At 70.5% G+C, this 18,815-nt stretch carries 18 protein-coding genes; 16 read left to right on the top strand and 2 right to left on the bottom strand.

What is annotated here, in order from left to right; all coding sequences use genetic code 11:
- Positions 1-47 precede the first annotated feature (47 nt).
- The 6 genes from NO364_RS00860 to NO364_RS00885 all read left to right on the top strand — a co-directional run bounded on the left by NO364_RS00860 (position 48) and on the right by NO364_RS00885 (position 7,780).
- Complete coding sequence (locus NO364_RS00860; protein WP_257628283.1) at positions 48-2,564, top strand: DNA topoisomerase I; 2,517 nt, start codon at positions 48-50, stop codon at positions 2,562-2,564.
- A 74-nt stretch (positions 2,565-2,638) separates the two neighbouring features.
- Positions 2,639-3,355, top strand: a complete 717-nt coding sequence (locus tag NO364_RS00865; protein WP_257628284.1) for a phosphoglycerol geranylgeranyltransferase — start codon at positions 2,639-2,641, stop codon at positions 3,353-3,355.
- A 64-nt stretch (positions 3,356-3,419) separates the two neighbouring features.
- Entirely contained in the window at positions 3,420-4,520 is a 1,101-nt protein-coding gene (locus tag NO364_RS00870; protein ID WP_157689373.1) for a mandelate racemase/muconate lactonizing enzyme family protein, read from the top strand.
- A 198-nt stretch (positions 4,521-4,718) separates the two neighbouring features.
- Positions 4,719-6,020 (top strand): aspartate--tRNA(Asn) ligase, encoded by a 1,302-nt coding sequence (gene aspS, locus NO364_RS00875; protein ID WP_257628285.1) that lies wholly within the window; start codon positions 4,719-4,721, stop codon positions 6,018-6,020.
- Positions 6,021-6,122: 102 nt separating this feature from the next.
- Complete coding sequence (locus NO364_RS00880; RefSeq protein ID WP_157689371.1) at positions 6,123-6,980, top strand: pantoate kinase; 858 nt, start codon at positions 6,123-6,125, stop codon at positions 6,978-6,980.
- A gap of 38 nt (positions 6,981-7,018) precedes the next feature.
- Positions 7,019-7,780: a 4-phosphopantoate--beta-alanine ligase gene (locus NO364_RS00885; protein ID WP_157689370.1), complete on the top strand. Its 762-nt coding sequence runs from the start codon at positions 7,019-7,021 to the stop codon at positions 7,778-7,780.
- A gap of 53 nt (positions 7,781-7,833) precedes the next feature.
- On the opposite strand, the gene NO364_RS00890 is transcribed toward NO364_RS00885, so the two are convergent.
- Both NO364_RS00890 and NO364_RS00895 read right to left on the bottom strand, forming a co-directional pair.
- The gene (locus tag NO364_RS00890) at positions 7,834-8,904 is read right to left on the bottom strand and encodes a molybdopterin-dependent oxidoreductase (protein WP_157689369.1); all 1,071 of its coding nucleotides are present in this window, start codon (positions 8,902-8,904) and stop codon (positions 7,834-7,836) included.
- Between the two features lie 38 nt (positions 8,905-8,942).
- Positions 8,943-10,103: a pyridoxal phosphate-dependent aminotransferase gene (locus NO364_RS00895; protein ID WP_233255320.1), complete on the bottom strand. Its 1,161-nt coding sequence runs from the start codon at positions 10,101-10,103 to the stop codon at positions 8,943-8,945.
- 77 nt (positions 10,104-10,180) lie between these two features.
- Between NO364_RS00895 and NO364_RS00900 the strand changes: the two genes are divergently transcribed.
- The 10 genes from NO364_RS00900 to NO364_RS00945 all read left to right on the top strand — a co-directional run bounded on the left by NO364_RS00900 (position 10,181) and on the right by NO364_RS00945 (position 18,804).
- Positions 10,181-10,930: a class I SAM-dependent methyltransferase gene (locus NO364_RS00900; RefSeq protein WP_157689368.1), complete on the top strand. Its 750-nt coding sequence runs from the start codon at positions 10,181-10,183 to the stop codon at positions 10,928-10,930.
- Between the two features lie 33 nt (positions 10,931-10,963).
- Positions 10,964-11,077 carry a FimD/PapC N-terminal domain-containing protein gene (locus tag NO364_RS00905; protein WP_233255319.1) on the top strand — a complete coding sequence of 38 codons (114 nt, stop codon included), beginning with the start codon at positions 10,964-10,966 and terminating at the stop codon, positions 11,075-11,077.
- A gap of 88 nt (positions 11,078-11,165) precedes the next feature.
- Positions 11,166-13,283, top strand: a complete 2,118-nt coding sequence (metG, locus tag NO364_RS00910) for a methionine--tRNA ligase (protein ID WP_257628286.1) — start codon at positions 11,166-11,168, stop codon at positions 13,281-13,283.
- 55 nt (positions 13,284-13,338) lie between these two features.
- Positions 13,339-15,093: a pyruvate kinase gene (gene pyk, locus NO364_RS00915; RefSeq protein WP_257628287.1), complete on the top strand. Its 1,755-nt coding sequence runs from the start codon at positions 13,339-13,341 to the stop codon at positions 15,091-15,093.
- Positions 15,094-15,142: 49 nt separating this feature from the next.
- Entirely contained in the window at positions 15,143-15,343 is a 201-nt protein-coding gene (locus NO364_RS00920) for a DUF7312 domain-containing protein (protein ID WP_157689365.1), read from the top strand.
- Positions 15,344-15,395: 52 nt separating this feature from the next.
- Positions 15,396-15,995: an NfeD family protein gene (locus tag NO364_RS00925; RefSeq protein WP_257628288.1), complete on the top strand. Its 600-nt coding sequence runs from the start codon at positions 15,396-15,398 to the stop codon at positions 15,993-15,995.
- A 39-nt stretch (positions 15,996-16,034) separates the two neighbouring features.
- Complete coding sequence (locus NO364_RS00930) at positions 16,035-16,559, top strand: transcription factor (RefSeq protein ID WP_157689363.1); 525 nt, start codon at positions 16,035-16,037, stop codon at positions 16,557-16,559.
- Positions 16,559-17,227 (top strand): DUF2110 family protein, encoded by a 669-nt coding sequence (locus NO364_RS00935; RefSeq protein WP_257628289.1) that lies wholly within the window; start codon positions 16,559-16,561, stop codon positions 17,225-17,227. The genes NO364_RS00930 and NO364_RS00935 overlap by 1 nt, the downstream gene beginning before the upstream one ends.
- Before the next feature lie 3 nt (positions 17,228-17,230).
- Complete coding sequence (locus tag NO364_RS00940; RefSeq protein ID WP_157689361.1) at positions 17,231-18,031, top strand: DUF5803 family protein; 801 nt, start codon at positions 17,231-17,233, stop codon at positions 18,029-18,031.
- A gap of 41 nt (positions 18,032-18,072) precedes the next feature.
- Complete coding sequence (locus tag NO364_RS00945) at positions 18,073-18,804, top strand: competence/damage-inducible protein A (protein ID WP_157689360.1); 732 nt, start codon at positions 18,073-18,075, stop codon at positions 18,802-18,804.
- Positions 18,805-18,815: the final 11 nt, after the last annotated feature.

An 18,815-nucleotide genomic window follows, 5' to 3' on the forward strand; every position in this document is an offset into this window, starting at 1 on the left:
TACGCCCCACGAAAGCTTTAGGCGTGCCCTCGGCGTACGGCAGGTCGATGAAACGCGGCCCCGAGTTGATCGTCACGGAGAAGGACAACGCCGCCCGTCGCATCGCGGACATCCTGAGCGACGGGAGCGCGGAGAGCGACCGCGTCAACGGCGTCAACGTCTACAAGTGGGGTGGCAAGCGCTGTATCGGCCTGTCCGGGCACGTCGTCGGCGTCGACTTCCCGCCGGAGTACGGCGACTGGCGCGACGTCGAGCCGGTCGAACTCGTGAGCGCGGACGTCGAGAAACGGCCGACCCAGGAGAACATCGTCGCGGCGCTCCGGCGGCTGGCACGCGACGCCTCGCGGATCCACATCGCGACCGACTACGACCGCGAGGGCGAACTCATCGGGAAGGAGGCGTACGAACTCGTCCGCGAGGTCAACGAGGCGGCGCCAGTCGATCGGGTGCGGTTCTCCTCGATCACCGACCGCGAGGTGCAGGAGGCGTTCGCCGACCCCGACGACCTCGATTTCGACCTCGCGGCCGCGGGCGAGGCCCGGCAGATCATCGATCTGATGTGGGGCGCCTCGCTCACGCGCTTTCTCTCCCTGTCGGCCCGGCAACTCGGCGACGACTTCATCTCCGTCGGCCGGGTCCAGGGTCCGACGCTGAAGCTGATCGTCGATCGGGAACGCGAGATCGACGCCTTCGATCCCGAGGACTACTGGGAACTGTTCGCCGCCCTCACGAAGGACTCGGAGACCTTCGAGGCGCAGTACTTCTACCTCGATGCGGACGACAACGAGGCCGAGCGCGTCTGGGAAGAGGCGCGGGCCGACGCGGTCGACCGGACCCTGTCGGCGGCGTCGACGGCGACCGTCGACGAGGTGCGCCGGCGCACCCGGACCGACGATCCGCCGGCGCCGTTCAACACGACGCAGTTCATCCGCGCCGCGAGCGGGATCGACTACTCCGCCCAGCGCGCGATGAGCATCGCCGAGGACCTCTACACCGCGGGCTACGTCACCTACCCCCGGACGGACAACACGGTCTATCCCGAAGACTTGGAGCCGCGGGACCTGCTCGACGCGCTGTCGGACGGCCCCCGGTTCGGCGACGACGCCGCCGACCTGCTCGACGCCGACGAGATCACGCCCACGGCCGGCGACGAGGAGACGACCGACCATCCGCCGATCCACCCGACCGACGAACTCCCCTCGCCCTCGGACCTCTCGGAGGACGAGTGGGAGGTGTACGAACTCGTCGTCCGCCGCTTCCTGGCCACCGTCGCGGACGCGGCGACCTGGGAACACCTGCGCGTCGTCGCGGCCGTCGACGGCGACGACAAGGACCTCCGCCTGAAAGCCAACGGCAAGCGCCTCGTCGATCCGGGCTACCACGCCGTCTATCCCTACCGCTCGACGACGGAGAACTACGTCCCCGACGTCGCCGAGGGTGAGGAACTCGCGGTGACCGAGGCGCGCCTCGAAGCCAAGCAGACCCAGCCGCCGCGCCGGTACGGGCAGTCCCGACTCATCGAGACCATGGAGGACATGGGCATCGGGACGAAGGCGACGCGACACGACGTGATCCAGAAGCTGTACGACCGGGGGTACATCGAGGGCGATCCGCCCCGGCCGACCCGGCTAGCCCGAGGGGTCGTCGAGGCCTCCGAGGAGTTCGCCGACCGCATCGTCAGCGAGGAGATGACCGCCCGACTGGAGGAGGACATGCAGGCCATCGCCCGCGGCGAGGCCGACCTGGACGAGGTGACCGACGAGTCGCGGGAGATCCTCGAACGCGTGTTCGACCGCCTCGAGGACTCCCGGGAGGCGCTCGGCGATCACCTCCGCGAGTCGCTGAAGGCCGACAAGACCGTCGGGCGGTGTCCGGAGTGTGGCGCGGACCTCGTGATCCGGCGGAGCCGCGGGGGCTCCTATTTCGTCGGCTGTGACGGCTACCCCGACTGCGAGTATACGCTCCCGCTCCCCTCGACGGGCAAGCCCATCCTCCTCGACGACGTCTGCGGGGAGCACGGCCTCCACGACGTGAAGATGCTCGCCGGGCGGAAGACGTTCGTCCACGGCTGTCCGCTGTGTGCGGCCGAGGCCGCCGACGAGGAACCCGACCTGATCGTCGGGCCGTGTCCGGAGTGTGGCGCGGACCACGACGGCGAACTCGCGGTCAAGCGCCTCCGCTCCGGCGGCCGACTCGTCGGCTGTACGCGCTACCCCGACTGCGAGTACTCCCTCCCGATGCCTCGCCGTGGCGAGGTCGAACGCGTCGGGGAGACCTGCGAGGAACACGGCCTCCCGGGCCTGCGGATCACCTACGAGGATGCTGACCGCGAGCCGTGGGATCTGGGCTGTCCGATCTGTAACTACCGGGAGTACCAGGCCCGGCAGGCGGGGACGGAACTGGAGGCCATCGACGGCATCGGCGAGAAGACCGCCGAGAAGCTGAAGGCCGCGGGCGTCGAGGACGTCGCCGGCCTGAAGGCCGCCGAACCGGACGCGCTGGCCGACGAGATCGACGGCGTCGGCGAGGATACCGTACGAAACTGGCAGGCCGACGCGGACTGACCGTCCGTGGCCGACGGCGGACGAGCGCCACGAGTCGGACCCTTTTTATCGTCTCCGCGGAGTAACCACCTGCAATGACCACGCCGTGGGACGAGTGGGACCACGTCCTCAAGATCGACCCCGACAAGGACCTCGTCGCGGGTGAGACGTTCGAGGACGTCTGTGCCACCGGAACCGACGCCATCGAGATCGGCGGGACGACGGGGATGACCAAAGAGAAGATGGAGACGGTCGTCGACGCCTGCGCGAAGTACGGCGTGCCGCTCTATCAGGAGCCGTCGAACCCCGCGGTCGTCATCGACGACGCCGCGCTCGATGGCTACCTGATCCCGACGGTGTTCAACGCCGGTGACAGCTTCTGGGTCACCGGCGCCCACAAGGAGTGGGTGCGCATCGAGAACGGTCTCGACTGGAGTCGCACCCACACCGAGGCCTACATCGTCCTCAACCCCGACTCCTCCGTTGCGGAGTACACCGACGCCGACTGCGACCAGTCGCCCGACGACGTGGCCGCCTACGCCGCCGTCGCGGAGAAACTGTTCGGCCAGGAGATCGTCTACATCGAGTACTCGGGCACCTTCGGCGACCCCGAGACGGTCGCGGCCGCGAACGAGGCGCTCGACGACGCGACCCTGTTTTACGGTGGCGGCATCGACGACTACGACGCCGCACGGGAGATGAGCCAGCACGCCGACGTGGTCGTCGTCGGCGACCTGCTTCACGACGAGGGCTGTGCGGCCGTCCGCGAGACGGTCGAGGGCGCGAAGGCGGCCGACGCCGACGCGGAGTGAGCCGGGGACGCCACCGCCGCGGTCGCCCCGTGGTTTTATTCGCCCGCCACCGAACCCCGCGTGCATGGAGATCACCGACGTGCGGGTCGAACGGATCGAGGTACCGCTGGAGCGACCGCTCGGCGTCTCACGTGGGCGTTCGATGTCGGCCCGCGGGGCGGCCTTCGTCGTCGTCGAGACGGACGCGGGCATCACGGGGATCGGCGAGGGCGTGGGACCGGAGTCGTACATCGTCGAGCGCATCGTCGAGGAGAAGTACGCCCCGCGGCTGATCGGCGAGGACCCCCTCGATATCCAGCGGCTCTGGGAGTCGATGGTGACCGACACCGTGTACAAGGACCTGAAGGGGCAGGGACTGTCCGCGGCCAGCGGTGTCGACATCGCGCTCTGGGACATCGCGGGCAAGCACCACGGCGTGCCCGTCTACCGCCTGCTCGGTGGTCCCGTCGGCGGCGACCTCAAACCGTACGCGAGCGACCTGTTCTGGCAGGACCCCGAGACGATGGCCGAGCGGGCGGGCTCGTACGTCGACCGCGGGTTCGCGGGCGTCAAGACCCACCTCGGACGGGGGATCGACGCCGACGAGGAGCGGGTGGCGGCGATGCGGGACGCCATCGGCGACGCCGAACTGATGGTGGACATGAACTGCGGGTACGACCGCCCGGACGCCCGGCGCGTCGGGCGGATGCTCGAAGACTACGACGTCTACTGGTACGAGGAGCCGCTCTCGCCGTACGACGTGGACGGGCTCGCGGCCCTGCAGGAGGAACTCGCCGTCCCGCTGGCCGCCGGCGAGAACGAGTACACGAAGTGGGGCTTCCGTGACCTGTTCGAGGCGGACGCAGTCGACTACGCGATGCCCGACGTGATGCGTTGTGGCGGCATCACCGAGGCGACGAAGGTCTGTGCGCTCGCGGAGGCCCACGGGACGGTCGTCTCCCCCCACTGTTTCACCACCGGCGTCGGCCTCGCGGCGACGATGCACGTCGTCGCGGCGTCGCCGGCCTGCGAGTGGCTGGAGTTCGACCCGACCGACTTCCCCGTGTACGAGGCGCTGTTCGAGACGCCGCCCGAGCTGGAGGACGGCCGCATCGCCCTCCCCGAGGAGCCCGGACTCGGCGTCTCGCTCGACGAGGACGTGATCGGCGAGTTCCGCGTCGACTGATACTGTTTATCGTAAGTCATTACCGGTGGTTCGCCAGAACAGTTCGGCGAACCACCGGTACACAGTTACAATAACCGTATGAGCGGGCGTGGCCGCGAGCGGCCGTCGCCGCCCCGGTCGACGGGACGGCCGTACGATGCCCCGGACGAGCGACCGAAAACGGCCGCGTTTAAGGTACGGGGACCGATACGGGTGGGTATGGAAAACCGAACGCACACGGCCGACGTGGCCGCCGGCGAGACGGCGACCGTCGCCGGCTGGGTCCACGAGATCCGCGACCTCGGCGGCATCGCCTTCCTGATCCTCCGGGACCGCACCGGCAAGCTCCAGATCAAGTTCGAGAAAGACGAGATGGACGAGGACCTCGTCGAGACGGGGCTGGACGTCCACCGCGAGAGCGTCGTGACCGTCACCGGCGCCGTCGAGGAGGAGCCGCGGGCGCCGACGGGCCTGGAGATGGTCCCCGACTCCCTCGACGTGTTGGCCGGCGCCGACCCCGAACTCCCGCTCGACCCCTCGGGGAAGGTCGACGCCGAACTCCCGACCCGGCTCGACAACCGCACCCTCGACCTCCGCAAGCCCGAGGTGAAGGCCATCTTCGAGATCCGGAGCGAGATCCTGCGGTCGGTGCGGGAGTACTTCCGCTCGGTCGGGAGCACGGAGATCAACACGCCGAAGATCGTCGCCACCGGCACGGAGGGCGGCACGGAACTGTTCCCGATCACCTACTTCGGGCAGGAGGCCTTCATGAACCAGTCGCCACAGCTGTTCAAACAGCTGATGGTCGGCAGTGGCCTCGAACGCGTCTTCGAGATCGGTCCCATCTTCCGCGCCGAGGAGCACAACACGCCCCGCCACCTCAACGAGGCGACGATGATCGACTTCGAGTCGGCTTTCGTCGACCACCACGAGGCGATGGACGTCTGTGAGGGGACGCTCAAGGCCGCCTACGAGGGCGTCGCCGAGAACTGCGCCGAGGAACTCGAACTGCTGGGTTACGACGACTTCGCGGTCCCCGAGGACGACTTCCCGCGGCTCACCTACGAGGAGGCCATCGAGCGGGTCAACGCCACGGGCGAACTCGACGAACAGTTCGTCTGGGGCGACGACCTGCCGACCGAGGCCGAGAAGGCGCTCGGCTCGGACGTCGGCGGCCACTACTTCATCACCGACTGGCCCTCCGAGATCAAGCCGTTCTACATCCAGGACTACGACGACGACCCGCAGCTCTCGAAGGGCTTCGACCTGATGCACCCGCGGATGGAGCTCGTCTCGGGCGGGCAGCGCGAACACCGCTACGACGAACTCGTCGCCGGCTTCGAACAGCAGGGTCTCGACCCCGAGCAGTTCGACTACTACACCCGGATGTTCCGCTACGGGATGCCGCCCCACGCCGGGTGGGCCTACGGCGTCGAGCGGCTGGTGATGACGATGCTGGATCTGGACAACATCCGCGAGGCTGTCCTGTTCCCGCGAGACAGGCAGCGTCTGAGCCCGTAGGGCGACCCCCGCTCCGCCGATCGAATCATCGCTCGAATCCTCCGTGACGGTCGCGGCGCCGTTCCGACAGGGCTTAACGACCCCCGGCCCGTCGTCGGTGACATGAGCGAACAGTCGCGGGGGGCCGACGCGACGGCGTTCGTCCCCGGTCACGTCACCGGCTTCTTCAGCCCGTATCCGGACGACGACCCCGAACGGGCGGGGTCGCGCGGGGCGGGGGTGACCCTCTCGGACGGCGTCCGCGTGACGGTGCAGCCGGCCGACGACGCGCCGCGGATCACCCTCGACGGCGAGGACTGTCCGATGGCGGCCGTGGAGACGGTGCTCTCGGCGCTCGACGTCGCCGACCGGGCGCGGGTTATCGCGGAGGGCGACCTCCCGCTCGGGACGGGGTTCGGCGTCTCGGGGGCGATGGCCCTCGGGACGGCGCTCGCGGCCAACCGCGCCTTCGGGTGCGAGCGGTCGACGAACGCCCTCGTGACCCTCGCCCACCGGGCGGAGGTGGTCGCGGGGACCGGCCTCGGCGACGTGGTTGCACAGGCCCGCGGCGGGGTGCCGATCCGTCTCGACCCCGGCGCGCCCGCGCACGGTCGACTCGACGCCGTCCCGGAGCGGGCGCGCGTGGAGTACCTCACGCTGGGTGACCTCTCGACGGCGGCGGTCCTCGCCGGCGACACCGACCGGCTGGTGACCGCGGGCGAGGCGGCCCTCTCGCGGCTGGTGGATCGGCCGACCCTGTCGACGCTGCTCGACGAATCGCGGCGCTTCGCCGACGAGACGGGGCTGGTGACCGACCGACTCGCAGAGGTCCTCTCGGCCGTCGACGACGCCGGCGGGCGGGCTTCCATGGCGATGCTCGGGGAGACGGTGTTCGCACTCGGGTCGGGGCTCTCCGACGCGGGCTACGACGCGACGGTCTGTCGGACCTACGACGCGGGTGCGCACCTCGCCGACGACTGATCGGGGCGCTTTTGTTCGGGCCGGCGTATCGGACGCGCATGGTCGAGGCCGAGATTCCGGCGGATCACCCCCGTCACGACTCGCTGGTGACCCGCCACCGCGTCGAGGCGGGCGTCGAGAAGGGCATCACCAGCCGGCAGGGCCTCATCGCACAGGGTCGTGGCGAGGCCTTCGACTACCTGCTCGGCGAGCGGACCATCCCCTCGGCGGACGCGGCGGCGCGGGCGGCTGCTGCCCACCTCCTGCTCGCCGATCATCCCGTCGTCGCCGTGAACGGCAACGCGGCGGCGCTCGTCCCCGCGGAACTGGTCGACCTCGCCGACGCCGTCGGGGCCGACCTGGAGGTGAACCTGTTCAACCGGACGGACGAGCGGATACGGGCCATCGCCGACCACCTCCGCGAGCACGGCGCACGCGAGGTGAAGGGGATGGCCGCCGACGCCCGCATCCCGAACCTGGCCCACGAGCGCGCGAAAGTCGACGCGGACGGTATCGCCGACGCCGACGTCGTGTTGGTGCCGCTGGAGGACGGCGACCGCGCCGCGGCCCTCGCCGACCTCGGGAAGGTCGAACTCGTGATCGATCTGAACCCGCTGTCGCGGTCGGCGCAGGTCGCGGACGTCCCGATCGTCGACAACATCCTGCGTGCGGTCCCGCGGATCACGGCACACGCCCGCGACCTGGCCGACGCCGACCGGGCCGAACTGGAACGGCTCGTCGCGGAGTTCGACCCGGACGCGACGCTCGCCGCCGCCGAGCGCGCCATCCGGGGCGGCGACTTGGACTATAGTAGCGGTTGAAATCATCGCACATCCGATCGTACGCAGTCCGGCGATCGGATGTGTAAACAGTTTCAACCGCTACTATAGAACCCGCTGACGAAGACGGCGAGCCACTGGCGCGGATCGGGCCGTCGACGGACCTCCACCCGTTCGATCCACTTCACCCACTGGAAGCCGCGGCGATCCGGGGCGACGAGACGGAGCGGGTAGCCGTGGCCGTGGTCGAGCCGTTCGCCGGAGAGATGCGTCGCCAGCAGGGCCTCCCGGGCCTCCGGCAGCGGGAGGCTCCACCGGTAGCCCGTCACCGAGTGGACCGTCACCCACGCGGCGTCGGCCGTCGGCTCCGCGGCGTCGACGAGCGTGCCGAGGTCGAGCCCCCGCCAGTCGCGCTCGGCGTACCACCCGCTCGTACAGTCGAGGAGCGCCCGCCGTTCCGTGGCAGGTTGCAGGTCGTCGACGCCGAGTGCCAGCGGGCGGGCGACCCGTCCGTCGACGGTCAGCGTCCACGCCGCCGGCTCGACGGGCGCCGGGTCGTCCACCACCCAGCTCGTGACCGGGAGGTCGCTCCCGGCGTCGAGTTCGCGCGACCCGGTGAACCGCCGGGACGCGGCGGGCGTTTCCAGCAGGGCCGCGAGCCGTCGCAGAATCCACGCCGTCGCGCCGCCGGCGGCCACAAGCGCCGCGTACTGGAGCGCGACCCGGCGGTCCCGGACGTCCCGGCCCCGGAGCGGGCGAAAGCGCGACCGCAGGTGCACCAACAGGAGAGGTCCGACAAGCAGGCCGAACAGGATGTGGAGGTTGAGGAGCGTCCAGACACCGAGCGGCGCGGTGACGCCCAGGGCCCACCCGACGCCCGTCGCGCCGGCGGCCACGGCGACGGCCGCGAGACAGACGGAGAGTGGCGTGGCGCGGTCCCAGGCCCGCCGGTCGCGGACGCGGCCGGCGACCCGGCGGAACTTCGCGGCGAGGAGCGGGAGGAGCGACAGCCCGGCGACGGCGTGGATCCAGAAGACGGCGGCGTCCGACGGGTGGCCGAGCCAGAAGCTCGTGACGCCGGTCGCGACGGCGACGCCGACGGCGGCGAACAGCGACCAGTCGACGATCCGCGGGGGTGGAGCGAGTTCGCCGGGGACCGACACCATGTGTGACGGTACCGTCCACCGGGCAAAAACCCGTCGCGCTACCGGGCGTCGTCGATGGCGCGTTCGAGCCGATCGAGTCCCGTCTCCAGACGGTCGAGGCTGTTGGCGAAGCTCAGGCGGACGTGGCCGTCGCCCGCCTCGCCGAACCCGTCGCCGGGCGCGAGGACGACGCCGTACTCCCGGAGCAGGTGCTCCGCCATCTCCAGGCTCGTCCCCGGCAGGTCCGGATCGAGGAAGGCGTAGAACGCGCCCTCCGGTCGGGGACAGGTCAGGCCGTCGATGGTCGCGACCCGGTCGACGACGTAGTCGCGGCGCTCGCGGAAGGCGTCGTACATGTCGGCGGCGGCGTCCTGGGGCCCGGTCAGGGCCGCGAGGGCGGCGTGCTGGCTCACGCTCGACGCACAGGAGGTGGTCGACTCGTGGATCTTCGTCGCCTGATCGACGATGTCGGTCGTCCCCGCGAGCCACCCCACCCGCCACCCGGTCATGGCGTAGCGCTTCGAACAGGAGTTGACCGTGAGGACGTTCTCGGGGTGGCCGGTCATGGCGGCGACACCCTGGGGGTCGCGCCCGTAGGAGAGGCCGAGGTACACCTCGTCGGCGACGACGTAGGCGTCGTGCTCGGCGGCGGCGTCGACGACGGCGTTGACGGCGTCGGCGTCGTACGTCCGTCCCGTGGGGTTGTTGGGCGAACAGAGGATCACGAGCGCCGTGTCGGGGCCGATGGCGTCGACGAGGCGGTCGGCGTCGAGGGCGAACCCGTCGTCGGCGGGCATCGGGACCGGCGTGGGGACGCCGTCGGCCATCCGAACCTGAACCCAGTAGTTGGGGAATCCGGGCGTCGGGAAGACGACCTCCTCACCGGGCGAGACGGTACAGAGGGCGGCGAGGTGCAGCGCCTCCATCCCGCCCGCGGTGACGATCACCTCGTCGGGGGCGACTTGGACGCCGTAGTCGTCGGCCATGTGGTCGGCGATGGCCGCTCTGAGCTCCGGGTTGCCGGCGTTGGTGGTGTAGCTCGTGTGGCCGTCCCGCGCGGCCGTGCAGGCGGCGTCGACGACGTGTTCGGGCGTCTCGAAGTCGGGAATGCCGACCTCCAGTCGCACGAGGTCGTCGTCCATCTCCTCGGCGATGTCGAACATGTAGCGGATGCTGGAACGCTCGACGGCACGGACGCGGTCGGTGGGTCCGAGTGTCATAGTCGGCGGTGGCCGGGCGGGCGCAAAAGGCGTTCGATCCCCGTCAGCTACATCCCCCCGCGGCGTCGACTCCCTCCATGGCATCCCGACCGCACTTCTTCGGCGTCTACCACTGGCGCGAACGCCTCCCCCGAATCGCCGCCGCGGCGGTTCTCCTCTGGGCCGCCGTCGTCGCCTACCGGCGCGGGGGGCGGACGCTCCGGGCCGTCGCCGTCGGCGTCGCGGCGGGCGCGCTCTACCGCGGCGGCGACGCCGCCCGCCGCCTCTGTTCGCCGGCCCCGTGGGCGCTCGACCGCGCCAAGTACGACGCGCTGGGGTCGATCCTGTCGCTCGAGGACGCCGACCGCGTCCTCGACGTGGGGTGTGGCTCCGGGCGGTCGATCGTCGGCCTCGCGCCATCCCTCCCCGACGGCACGACGGTGGTCGGCCTCGACCCCTTCGACGACCGGGTGATCCTCGGCAACGGCCCGGCGCTGGCGCGACACAACGGGGCGCTCGCGGGCGTCGACGTGTCGCCGGTCGCGGGCGACGCCGCCCGCCTGCCCCTCGCGGACGGGTCGGTCGACGCCGTCACCGCCTGTCGGGTCCTCCACGACGTCCCCGAGGAGCGGCGGGCGGCGGCGTTCGCGGAACTCCGACGGGTGTGTGCCGACGACGGCGTCGTCGGCCTGCTGGAACTGCCGATCACGCCCGACGGCGTCGACGACCACGTGGCGTACTGGCGGGGGTGTCTCGAGGACGCGGGGCTGACCGTCGAACGCGTGGCGACCGTCGAACGGCCGACGCGGGAAGGGACGTACGTCGCCGTCGCGGCGACGCCGGCGTGACCCTCGACACCGGATACACCCCCCCGGGGTGACGTGATCGTCGTCGGCTATCCCGCCGTCGACAACCCCGAGGACCCCGGCGAGTACGAGGTCGAGGTACGACTGAACGGCGAGCGGACCGCCACCGGGACGGTCACCATCGAGTAGCCGCCGACGCTCGTGGGGCGGCCCGAACGGGGCCGACGCGTCGTCCGGAACCGGCGGGCTTTAGGCGCCCATCGCCGACTACACGCGTATGAGCCACGAGGAGTTCCCCACGGATCGACCGGCGGTGGTGACCTGTGGGTTGCCCTACGCCAACGGCGACCTCCACATCGGCCACCTGCGAACGTACGTCGGCGGGGACGTCTACGCCCGCGCCCTGCGCAAACTGGGACAGGAGACGGCCTTCGTCTCCGGATCGGACATGCACGGGACGCCCGTCGCGGTCAACGCCGAGGAGGCGGGCGTCTCCCCGGAGGAGTTCGCCCTGGAGTGGCACGAGACCTACGCGGAGACGTTCCCGAAGTTCGGCGTCGAGTTCGACAACTACGGTCACACCCACGACGAGACGAACGTCGAACTGACGACCGAGATCGTGCGGGCGCTGGCGGACAACGGCCACGTCTACGAGAAGGAGATCATGGTGGCCTACGACCCCGCCGAGGAGCAGTCGCTCCCGGACCGATACGTCGAGGGGACCTGCCCGTACTGCGGGGAGCGGGCCCGCGGCGACGAGTGCGACGAGGGCTGTGGCCGTCACCTCGAACCCGGGGAGATCGAGGACCCCGAAAGCACCATCACCGGCAACCCCGCGGAGTACCGCGAGCAGACCCACAAGTTCTTCCGCGTCTCGGCGTTCCAGGACTACCTCGCCGAGTTCATCGACCGCCTCGAGGGGACGGCGAACGCGAAGAACCAGCCCCGGGAGTGGATCGAAGGGGAGCTCCGCGACTGGTGTATCACCCGCGACATGGACTGGGGGATCGACTACCCGGAGGGCGAGGAGCCACGCTCCTCGGAAAACCGGATGCAGTCCGGTGATGGCGAGGGAGCGGACGATCTGGTCCTCTACGTCTGGGTCGACGCCCCCATCGAGTACGTCTCCTCGACGAAGCAGTACACCGAGCGCGTCGGCGCCGACGTCTTCGACTGGGAGGACGCCTGGAAGGGCGACGGGGAGGTGGTCCACGTCATCGGTCGCGACATCATTCAGCACCACACCGTCTTCTGGCCCGCGATGTTGCGGGGCGCCGACTACGGCGAACCCCGCGCCGTGATGGCGAGCGGGTTCATCACGCTCAACGGCCAGGGCTTCTCCACCTCGCGCAACCGCGCCGTCTGGGCCGACGAGTACCTCGACGAGGGCTTCCACCCGGACCTCCTGCGGTACTACCTCGCCACCAACGGCGGCTTCCAGCAGGACGTGGACTTCTCGTGGGAGCGGTTCCGCGAGCGCGTCAACAACGAACTCGTCGGGACGGTCGGCAACTTCGCCTACCGATCGCTGCTCTTCGCCCACCGCGAGTTCGGCGGGACGCCCGACGCCGACCTCTCGGCCGAGGTGCGCGAACGCATCGAGGACGCCGTCGACGAGTTCGCCGCCGCAGTCAACGACTACTCGGTACGGAAGGCGGGCGACGCCGCCGTCTCGCTCGCGGCCTTCGGCAACGAGTACATCCAGCAAAACGAGCCGTGGAACCTCGTCGACGACGACCCCGAGCGGGCGGCACAGGTGCTCCGGGACTGCGTGCAGGTGTCGAAGGCCGTGGCCGTCCTCTTCGCGCCGGTCGCGCCCGGCACCTGCGACCGCCTGTGGTCGCAGGTCGGCGGCGAGGGGTCGGTCCACGACGTGACCGTCGACGCCGCGCTCGAACCGCCGGCCGCCGAGTTCGACGCCCCCGACGAACTCTACGAGAAGATCCCCGAGGAGCGCGTCGAGGAACTCAACGCGAAACTCGAAGCGCGCGTCGAGGAGGCCGAGGGCGAGGACGACGGCGACGACGAGGGCGAGGACGACGGCGACGCCGCGGTCGACCTCGATCCCCTCGAATCCGAGCGGATCGGCTTCGACGAGTTCCAGGACCTCGACATGCGGGTCGGCGAGATCCTGGCGGCCGAGGGGATCGAGGGAGCGGACGACCTCGCGCGACTCGTCGTCGACATCGGCGTCGAGGAGCGACAGATCGTCGCGGGCATCAAGCAACTCCACGACCTCGACTCCCTGCCCGGGACGCGAGTGGTCGTGCTGGCGAACCTGGAGCCGGCGGAACTGTTCGGCGTCGAATCCAACGGGATGGTGCTCGCCGCGGGCGAGGGGGCGGACCTCCTGACGACGCTCGAGGACGCCGACCCCGGCGAGCGGGTGCGGTAGGCGACCGCGGTCGGTGCCGACCGGCTTTTTCACCCACCCCGTCGAAGGGAGCGGTATGCGACGGGCAAAGATCGTCTGTACACTGGGCCCCGCCTCCGACGACCGGGCGACGATCCGCGAACTCGCGGACGCCGGGATGGCCGTGGCCCGCCTCAACGCGAGTCACGGCACCCACGAGGACCGGGCGGCGCTGATCGAGCGGGTCCACGAGGTCGACGCCGCCATCGACGACCCGCTCTCGGTGATGCTCGACCTCCAGGGTCCGGAGGTCCGGACGGCCCCCCTCGACGACCCCATTCACCTGGAGACCGACTCGACGGTCCGGTTCGTCGAGGGCGACGCGGCGACACCCGAGGAGATCGGGCTCTCCTACGCCCTCGGCGCGGTCGACCCGGACGACCGCATCCTCCTCGACGACGGCCGGATCGAGGCGCGCGTGACGGCCGTCGACGGCGACGTCGTGACCGCCCGCGTCGTCTCCGGGGGCGAACTCGGGAGCCGCAAGGGGGTGAACGTCCCCGGCGTCGACCTCGATCTGGACGTGGTGACCGAGCGCGACCGCCGGGACATCGAGGTCGCCGTCGAACGGGGCGCGGACTTCGTCGCGGCGAGTTTCGTCCGCGACGCCGCCGACGTCCTCGCCGTGACCGACGCCATCGAGAACGCTGGCGGCGACATCCCGGTCGTCGCGAAGGTCGAGCGGGCGGGGGCGGTCGACAACGTCGACGAGATCGTCGCGGCGTCCTACGGCGTGATGGTCGCCCGGGGCGACCTCGGCGTGGAGTGCCCGCTCGAAGACGTGCCGATGGTGCAAAAACGGATCATCGGGACCGCCCAGGACGCGGGCGTTCCCGTCATCACCGCGACGGAGATGCTGGACTCGATGGTCTCGGCCCGGCGGCCGACCCGGGCGGAGGCCTCGGACGTGGCGAACGCGGTGCTCGACGGCACCGACGCGGTGATGCTCTCGGGCGAGACGGCCATCGGCGACCACCCCGTCCGGGTCGTCGAAACGATGGACCGCATCGTCCGGGAGGTCGAAGGGAGCGCGGAGTACGACGAGACGACCGAGGGGCGAGTGCCCGCGGCCGCCGAGGAGTCCCAGACGGAGGCGCTGGCGCGCGCGGCGCGGTATCTCGCCCGCGACCTCGGGGCGGCGGCCATCGTCGCCGTCTCCGAGTCGGGCTATACGGCCCGCGCGACGGCGAAGTTCCGACCGAGCGTCCCCGTCGTCGCGACGACGCCGCGGGATCGGGTCCGCCGCCAACTCGCGCTCTCGTGGGGTGTCGACTCCCAGTACGCCGCCTACCGCGACGACATCGAGGGGATGATCGACGCGGCGGTCGACGCCGCCATCGACGCCGGCGCCGCCGAGAGCGGCGACACCGTGGTCGTCCTCACGGGGATGATGACGGAACTGGAGGGGACGAACACGACGAACACCCTGAAGGTCCACGTCGCCTCCGAGACGGTCGCGACGGGCCGGAACGTCGTCAACGGGCGGGTCGCCGGCCCCGTCTTCCGCTGTCCGGACGGCGACCTCTCGAACGCCCCCGAGGGTGCCATCGTCGTCCTGCCGGCCACCTTCGACGGCCAGTTCGCGGGCGACACCGGTCGCATCGGCGGGATCGTCGACGCCCGGCCGGGGATGACGAGCTACGCCGCCGTGATCGCTCGGGAGCGCGGCGTGCCGATGGTCAGCGGGGCGCCGCTCCCGGACGAGGTCGCCGACGGCACGACCGTGACGGTCAACGCCGACCGGGGTGTCGTGTACGAGGGCGACGTGACGCCGCGCGAACACCAGCGGTGAGCCGCCGCGGGTCGGTATCCCTTTCAGTGACCGGCCGCTACCGACGGGCATGAGCGCCGTTCCGGAGGAGGACCGCGAGGACGACGAGTCGCAATGGCGGTTCGCCCTCGACGAGGTGGGCGAGGACGCCGAACCCGACGCGCCGGACCCCATCGAACCGGAGACGCCGTCCCTGGAGAACGCCGCCTTCGTCCTCCTCGGGGTAGCCCTCTCGATCCTGCTCTTCTATGCGGCCCTCGCCGGGCTGTGACTGTGGCCGGCGGGGCCGGTAGTATAAACGCCCGCGGCTCAAAGGCGAGGACATGGTCGTCGCCACGAGCGTCCTGCAGGCGGGGATCGAACTCGGTCCCCAGACCCTTCCACTCCTCCTGGTGATCGCGGGGCTCGGCCTGTCCATCGCGGAGGCGATGGCACCGGGTGCACACTTCGCGGTCCTGGGTGTCGCCTTGCTCGGGGCCGGCATCGTCGGCCTGTTGCTGGGACCGATCGCCGGGCCGCTCGTCCTCGCAGTCCTCGTTCTCGTCTTCGGGGGCCTGGCGCTCGCGGGCTACCGCCGGTTCGACCTCTACGGGGGCGCGGGCTCCGGGCGGACGAGCGACTCCAACTCGCTCCGTGGCCGGACGGGACGCGTGACCGAACGGGTGACCGAGGGGTCGGGGGAAGTGAAACTCGACCGCGGCGGCTTCAACCCCAACTACAGCGCCCGCGCGCTCGACGGCGAGATTCCCGTCGGCGCGGAGGTGCTGGTGGTCGACCCCGGCGGCGGGAACGTGCTCACCGTCGCCTCGCTGGACGAGATGGAAGACGACATCGACGCCGAACTCGCCAGGGAGCGAGCCGCGACGGCGGCGGAAGCGGACGACGGGGAGTCAACCGGCGAGGAGGAGTCGGAACGGGCCTGACCGTGGCGTTTAAACCGACGCCGGTCCGAACGGAACGTAATGGCTTTTGAGGAGCTGCTGAGCGATCCGGTGATCCAGAAGTACCTCCACGAACTCGTCGGGCCGACGGGGATGCCGGTCGCCGCCGCGCCGCCGGACGGGGAGGTGACGGACGAGGAACTCGCCGAGGAGTTGGGGTTGGAACTGAACGACGTGCGCCGTGCCCTGTTTATCCTCTACGAGAACGACCTCGCCAGCTACCGCCGCGTCCGCGACGAGGACTCGGGGTGGCTCACCTACCTCTGGACGTTCCAGTACGAGAACATTCCGGAGAACTTGGAGGAGGAGATGCACCGGCTGCTCGACGCCCTGGAGGAGCGTCTCGAGTACGAGCGAACCCACGAGTTCTACCTCTCGGAGCCCGCGGGCATCCGCTTCGAGTTCAGCGAGGCCATGGAGTTCGACTTCCAGTGCCCGGAGACGGGCGCGCCGCTCGAACCGATGGACAACGACGACCTCGTCGAGGCGACCGAACGCCGGATCGAGGAACTCCAAGGCGAACTCAACGTGGAAGTCACCCGCTGATGGTCGTCCTCGCAACCAAGTGTTACGTCGAGGGGTCGGCTCGCGAGCGGGCGCTCGACGGGATGGACGCGCTGGTCGACAACGCGGTCGGCGACCTGGACGTGGAGTGGGAGGTCGGCGTCCGCCACGACGACTTCGTCTCGGTGACGATCACGGGCGACGACGCGGTGGCCGCGCGCAACGCCCTCGGCGAGGAGTGGGGGGCGATCGGTACGGGCTTCGAGGACGGCGAGACCTACGTCGGGACGCTCGAATCCTGGGACGACGAAGGGGTCGTCCTCGACGCGGGCGAGCGGGTCCGGATCCCGGCCGACGAACTCGGCCTCGGCCCGGGGTCGCCGTCACAGATTCGGGACCGGTTCGGTCTCGTCCAGCACCTTCCCCTGCGCTTTACCGCGGGCGATCCGCCGCGGCTGGCCGACGCCGAACGCGACCGGCTGTTCGAGTGGACCCGCGGCGACAACGGCCGACTGAACGTCAACAGCGCGACGCGGGGCGAGGTGCGGGCGACGATCAACCGCGCCGGGCACGCCCGCGACATCGTCACCGTCGAACGGCTCGGGTTGCTCGAACAGAGCGTCGTCTGTGCCGAGGGAACCGACCCGCCGGGGCTGCTCGCCAGCGTCGGCGAGTACCTCCCCGCGGAGCTGAAGTGTGTCATCCCCTGATCGATGAACCGCCGCCAGTTGCTCCCGCTGATCGGGCTCGTGGCGCTGGTCGTCACCTCGGGCTGTGCCGGCTTCTTCGGCTCCCAACCCATCTCCAACGAGCAACTGGACGAGGAGCCACCGGCCCCGTACGTCTGGGACAACGAGGTGAACGCCCACATCACGATCACCGAGAACGCGCGGTTCCAGGCGGTCTACCGGCTCGACGACGAGCGGATGGAGCTGTTCCGCCGCGACGGCTTCGGCGGTCGGAACGCCATCCCCGTCTCGGCCGTCCGCTATCGCTACCCCAACGGGACGGTGATCACGGGGACGGAACTCGTCGCCCGCGGCGGGTCGATCAACCGCTCGCGCGAGCGGGTGTCGGTCGTCCTCCCCGACGACGCCCCGAGCGACGGCGGCGGCCGCCTCGCCTTCACCTCCTCCAGTACGCCCAAGCGGTTCAGCCTCCCGACGTTCGTCAACGGCTCGTACGCCGTCGTGTTGCCCCCGAACCGCCGGGTCGAGGTGTTCCCGTTCGGGACGGTCAATCCGCGCGGCTACGAGGTAGAGACCGACGGCGACCGGCGGATCATCCGCTGGGATGGCGTGGAGGCCGACTCCGTCTCGGTGCAGTTCTACCTGCAGCGCGACCTGCTGATCTTCGGCGGGGCCGCGGCCGGCCTGACCGTCGTCGGCATCGCGGGCGCGCTCTACTACAAACGACGGATCGACGAACTCCGCGAACGGCGGGAGGAACTCGGCCTCGACGTCGAGACCGAGGACGACGAGTTCCGCGACGACCCGCCGCCCGGGATGGGGTAGCCGTCGCGAGCCTTTTCACCTCGCCCCGTCTACGGCGCCACATGCGAGTCGCGGTCGTCACCGTCGGCGACGAACTGCTCTCCGGGGACACGGTCGATACGAACGCCTCGTGGCTGTGTGACCGGCTCGACGACCGCGGGGTGTCCGTCGAGCGGATCACGACCGTCCCCGACCGGGTCGCCGACATCGCCCGCGTGGTCAACGAGTACCGCGCGGAGTACGACGCGGTCATCGTCACGGGCGGCGTGGGCCCGACCCACGACGACGTGACCATGGACGGCGTCGCGGCGGCGTTCGGTCGGGCGGTCGTCCCCAACGAGGCGGCCGCGGCGTGGATCGCCGACCACGGCGACTACTCGGCCGACGACCTGACCGAGGGGACGACCCACCTCCCCGAGGGCGCCCGCCTGCTCCGGAACCCGGAGGGGGTGGCACCGGGGGCCGCCCTCGAGTCGGTGTACGTCCTGCCCGGGGTCCCCGCCGAGATGAAGGCGATGTTCGAGACGGTCGCCGGGGAGTTCACCGGCGAGCGGGGATACGTCGAGGAGGTCCACACGACCGAACCGGAGAGCGCACTCATCGACCGTCTCGACGGGGTGCAGGAACGGTTCGACGTCTCGATCGGGAGCTACCCCGGCGACTCGGTCCGGTTGAAGGTGATCGCTGCCGACGCGGCGACGGCCCGCGACGCGGCCGACTGGCTCCGCGAGCGCGTCGATCTAGCGACGGAGGTAGAGCAACCAGAGCAGGGTGACGGCGAGACTGGCCAGTAGTACCACCGCGC

Origin of the sequence: Haloplanus salinarum, assembly GCF_024498175.1 — an archaeon.
GTDB lineage: Archaea > Halobacteriota > Halobacteria > Halobacteriales > Haloferacaceae > Haloplanus > Haloplanus salinarum.

Coding starts and splice junctions, on each gene's coding strand:
- NO364_RS00895 (WP_233255320.1), bottom strand. CDS start 10,103: ATGACACTCGGACCCACCGACCGCGTCCGTGCCGTCGAGCGTTCCAGC.
- NO364_RS00900 (WP_157689368.1), top strand. CDS start 10,181: ATGGCATCCCGACCGCACTTCTTCGGCGTCTACCACTGGCGCGAACGC.
- metG (WP_257628286.1), top strand. CDS start 11,166: ATGAGCCACGAGGAGTTCCCCACGGATCGACCGGCGGTGGTGACCTGT.
- NO364_RS00920 (WP_157689365.1), top strand. CDS start 15,143: ATGAGCGCCGTTCCGGAGGAGGACCGCGAGGACGACGAGTCGCAATGG.
- NO364_RS00870 (WP_157689373.1), top strand. CDS start 3,420: ATGGAGATCACCGACGTGCGGGTCGAACGGATCGAGGTACCGCTGGAG.
- NO364_RS00880 (WP_157689371.1), top strand. CDS start 6,123: ATGAGCGAACAGTCGCGGGGGGCCGACGCGACGGCGTTCGTCCCCGGT.
- NO364_RS00930 (WP_157689363.1), top strand. CDS start 16,035: ATGGCTTTTGAGGAGCTGCTGAGCGATCCGGTGATCCAGAAGTACCTC.
- NO364_RS00945 (WP_157689360.1), top strand. CDS start 18,073: ATGCGAGTCGCGGTCGTCACCGTCGGCGACGAACTGCTCTCCGGGGAC.
- NO364_RS00865 (WP_257628284.1), top strand. CDS start 2,639: ATGACCACGCCGTGGGACGAGTGGGACCACGTCCTCAAGATCGACCCC.
- NO364_RS00860 (WP_257628283.1), top strand. CDS start 48: ATGAAACGCGGCCCCGAGTTGATCGTCACGGAGAAGGACAACGCCGCC.
- NO364_RS00890 (WP_157689369.1), bottom strand. CDS start 8,904: ATGGTGTCGGTCCCCGGCGAACTCGCTCCACCCCCGCGGATCGTCGAC.
- pyk (WP_257628287.1), top strand. CDS start 13,339: ATGCGACGGGCAAAGATCGTCTGTACACTGGGCCCCGCCTCCGACGAC.
- NO364_RS00935 (WP_257628289.1), top strand. CDS start 16,559: ATGGTCGTCCTCGCAACCAAGTGTTACGTCGAGGGGTCGGCTCGCGAG.
- NO364_RS00925 (WP_257628288.1), top strand. CDS start 15,396: ATGGTCGTCGCCACGAGCGTCCTGCAGGCGGGGATCGAACTCGGTCCC.
- NO364_RS00940 (WP_157689361.1), top strand. CDS start 17,231: ATGAACCGCCGCCAGTTGCTCCCGCTGATCGGGCTCGTGGCGCTGGTC.
- NO364_RS00885 (WP_157689370.1), top strand. CDS start 7,019: ATGGTCGAGGCCGAGATTCCGGCGGATCACCCCCGTCACGACTCGCTG.
- aspS (WP_257628285.1), top strand. CDS start 4,719: ATGGAAAACCGAACGCACACGGCCGACGTGGCCGCCGGCGAGACGGCG.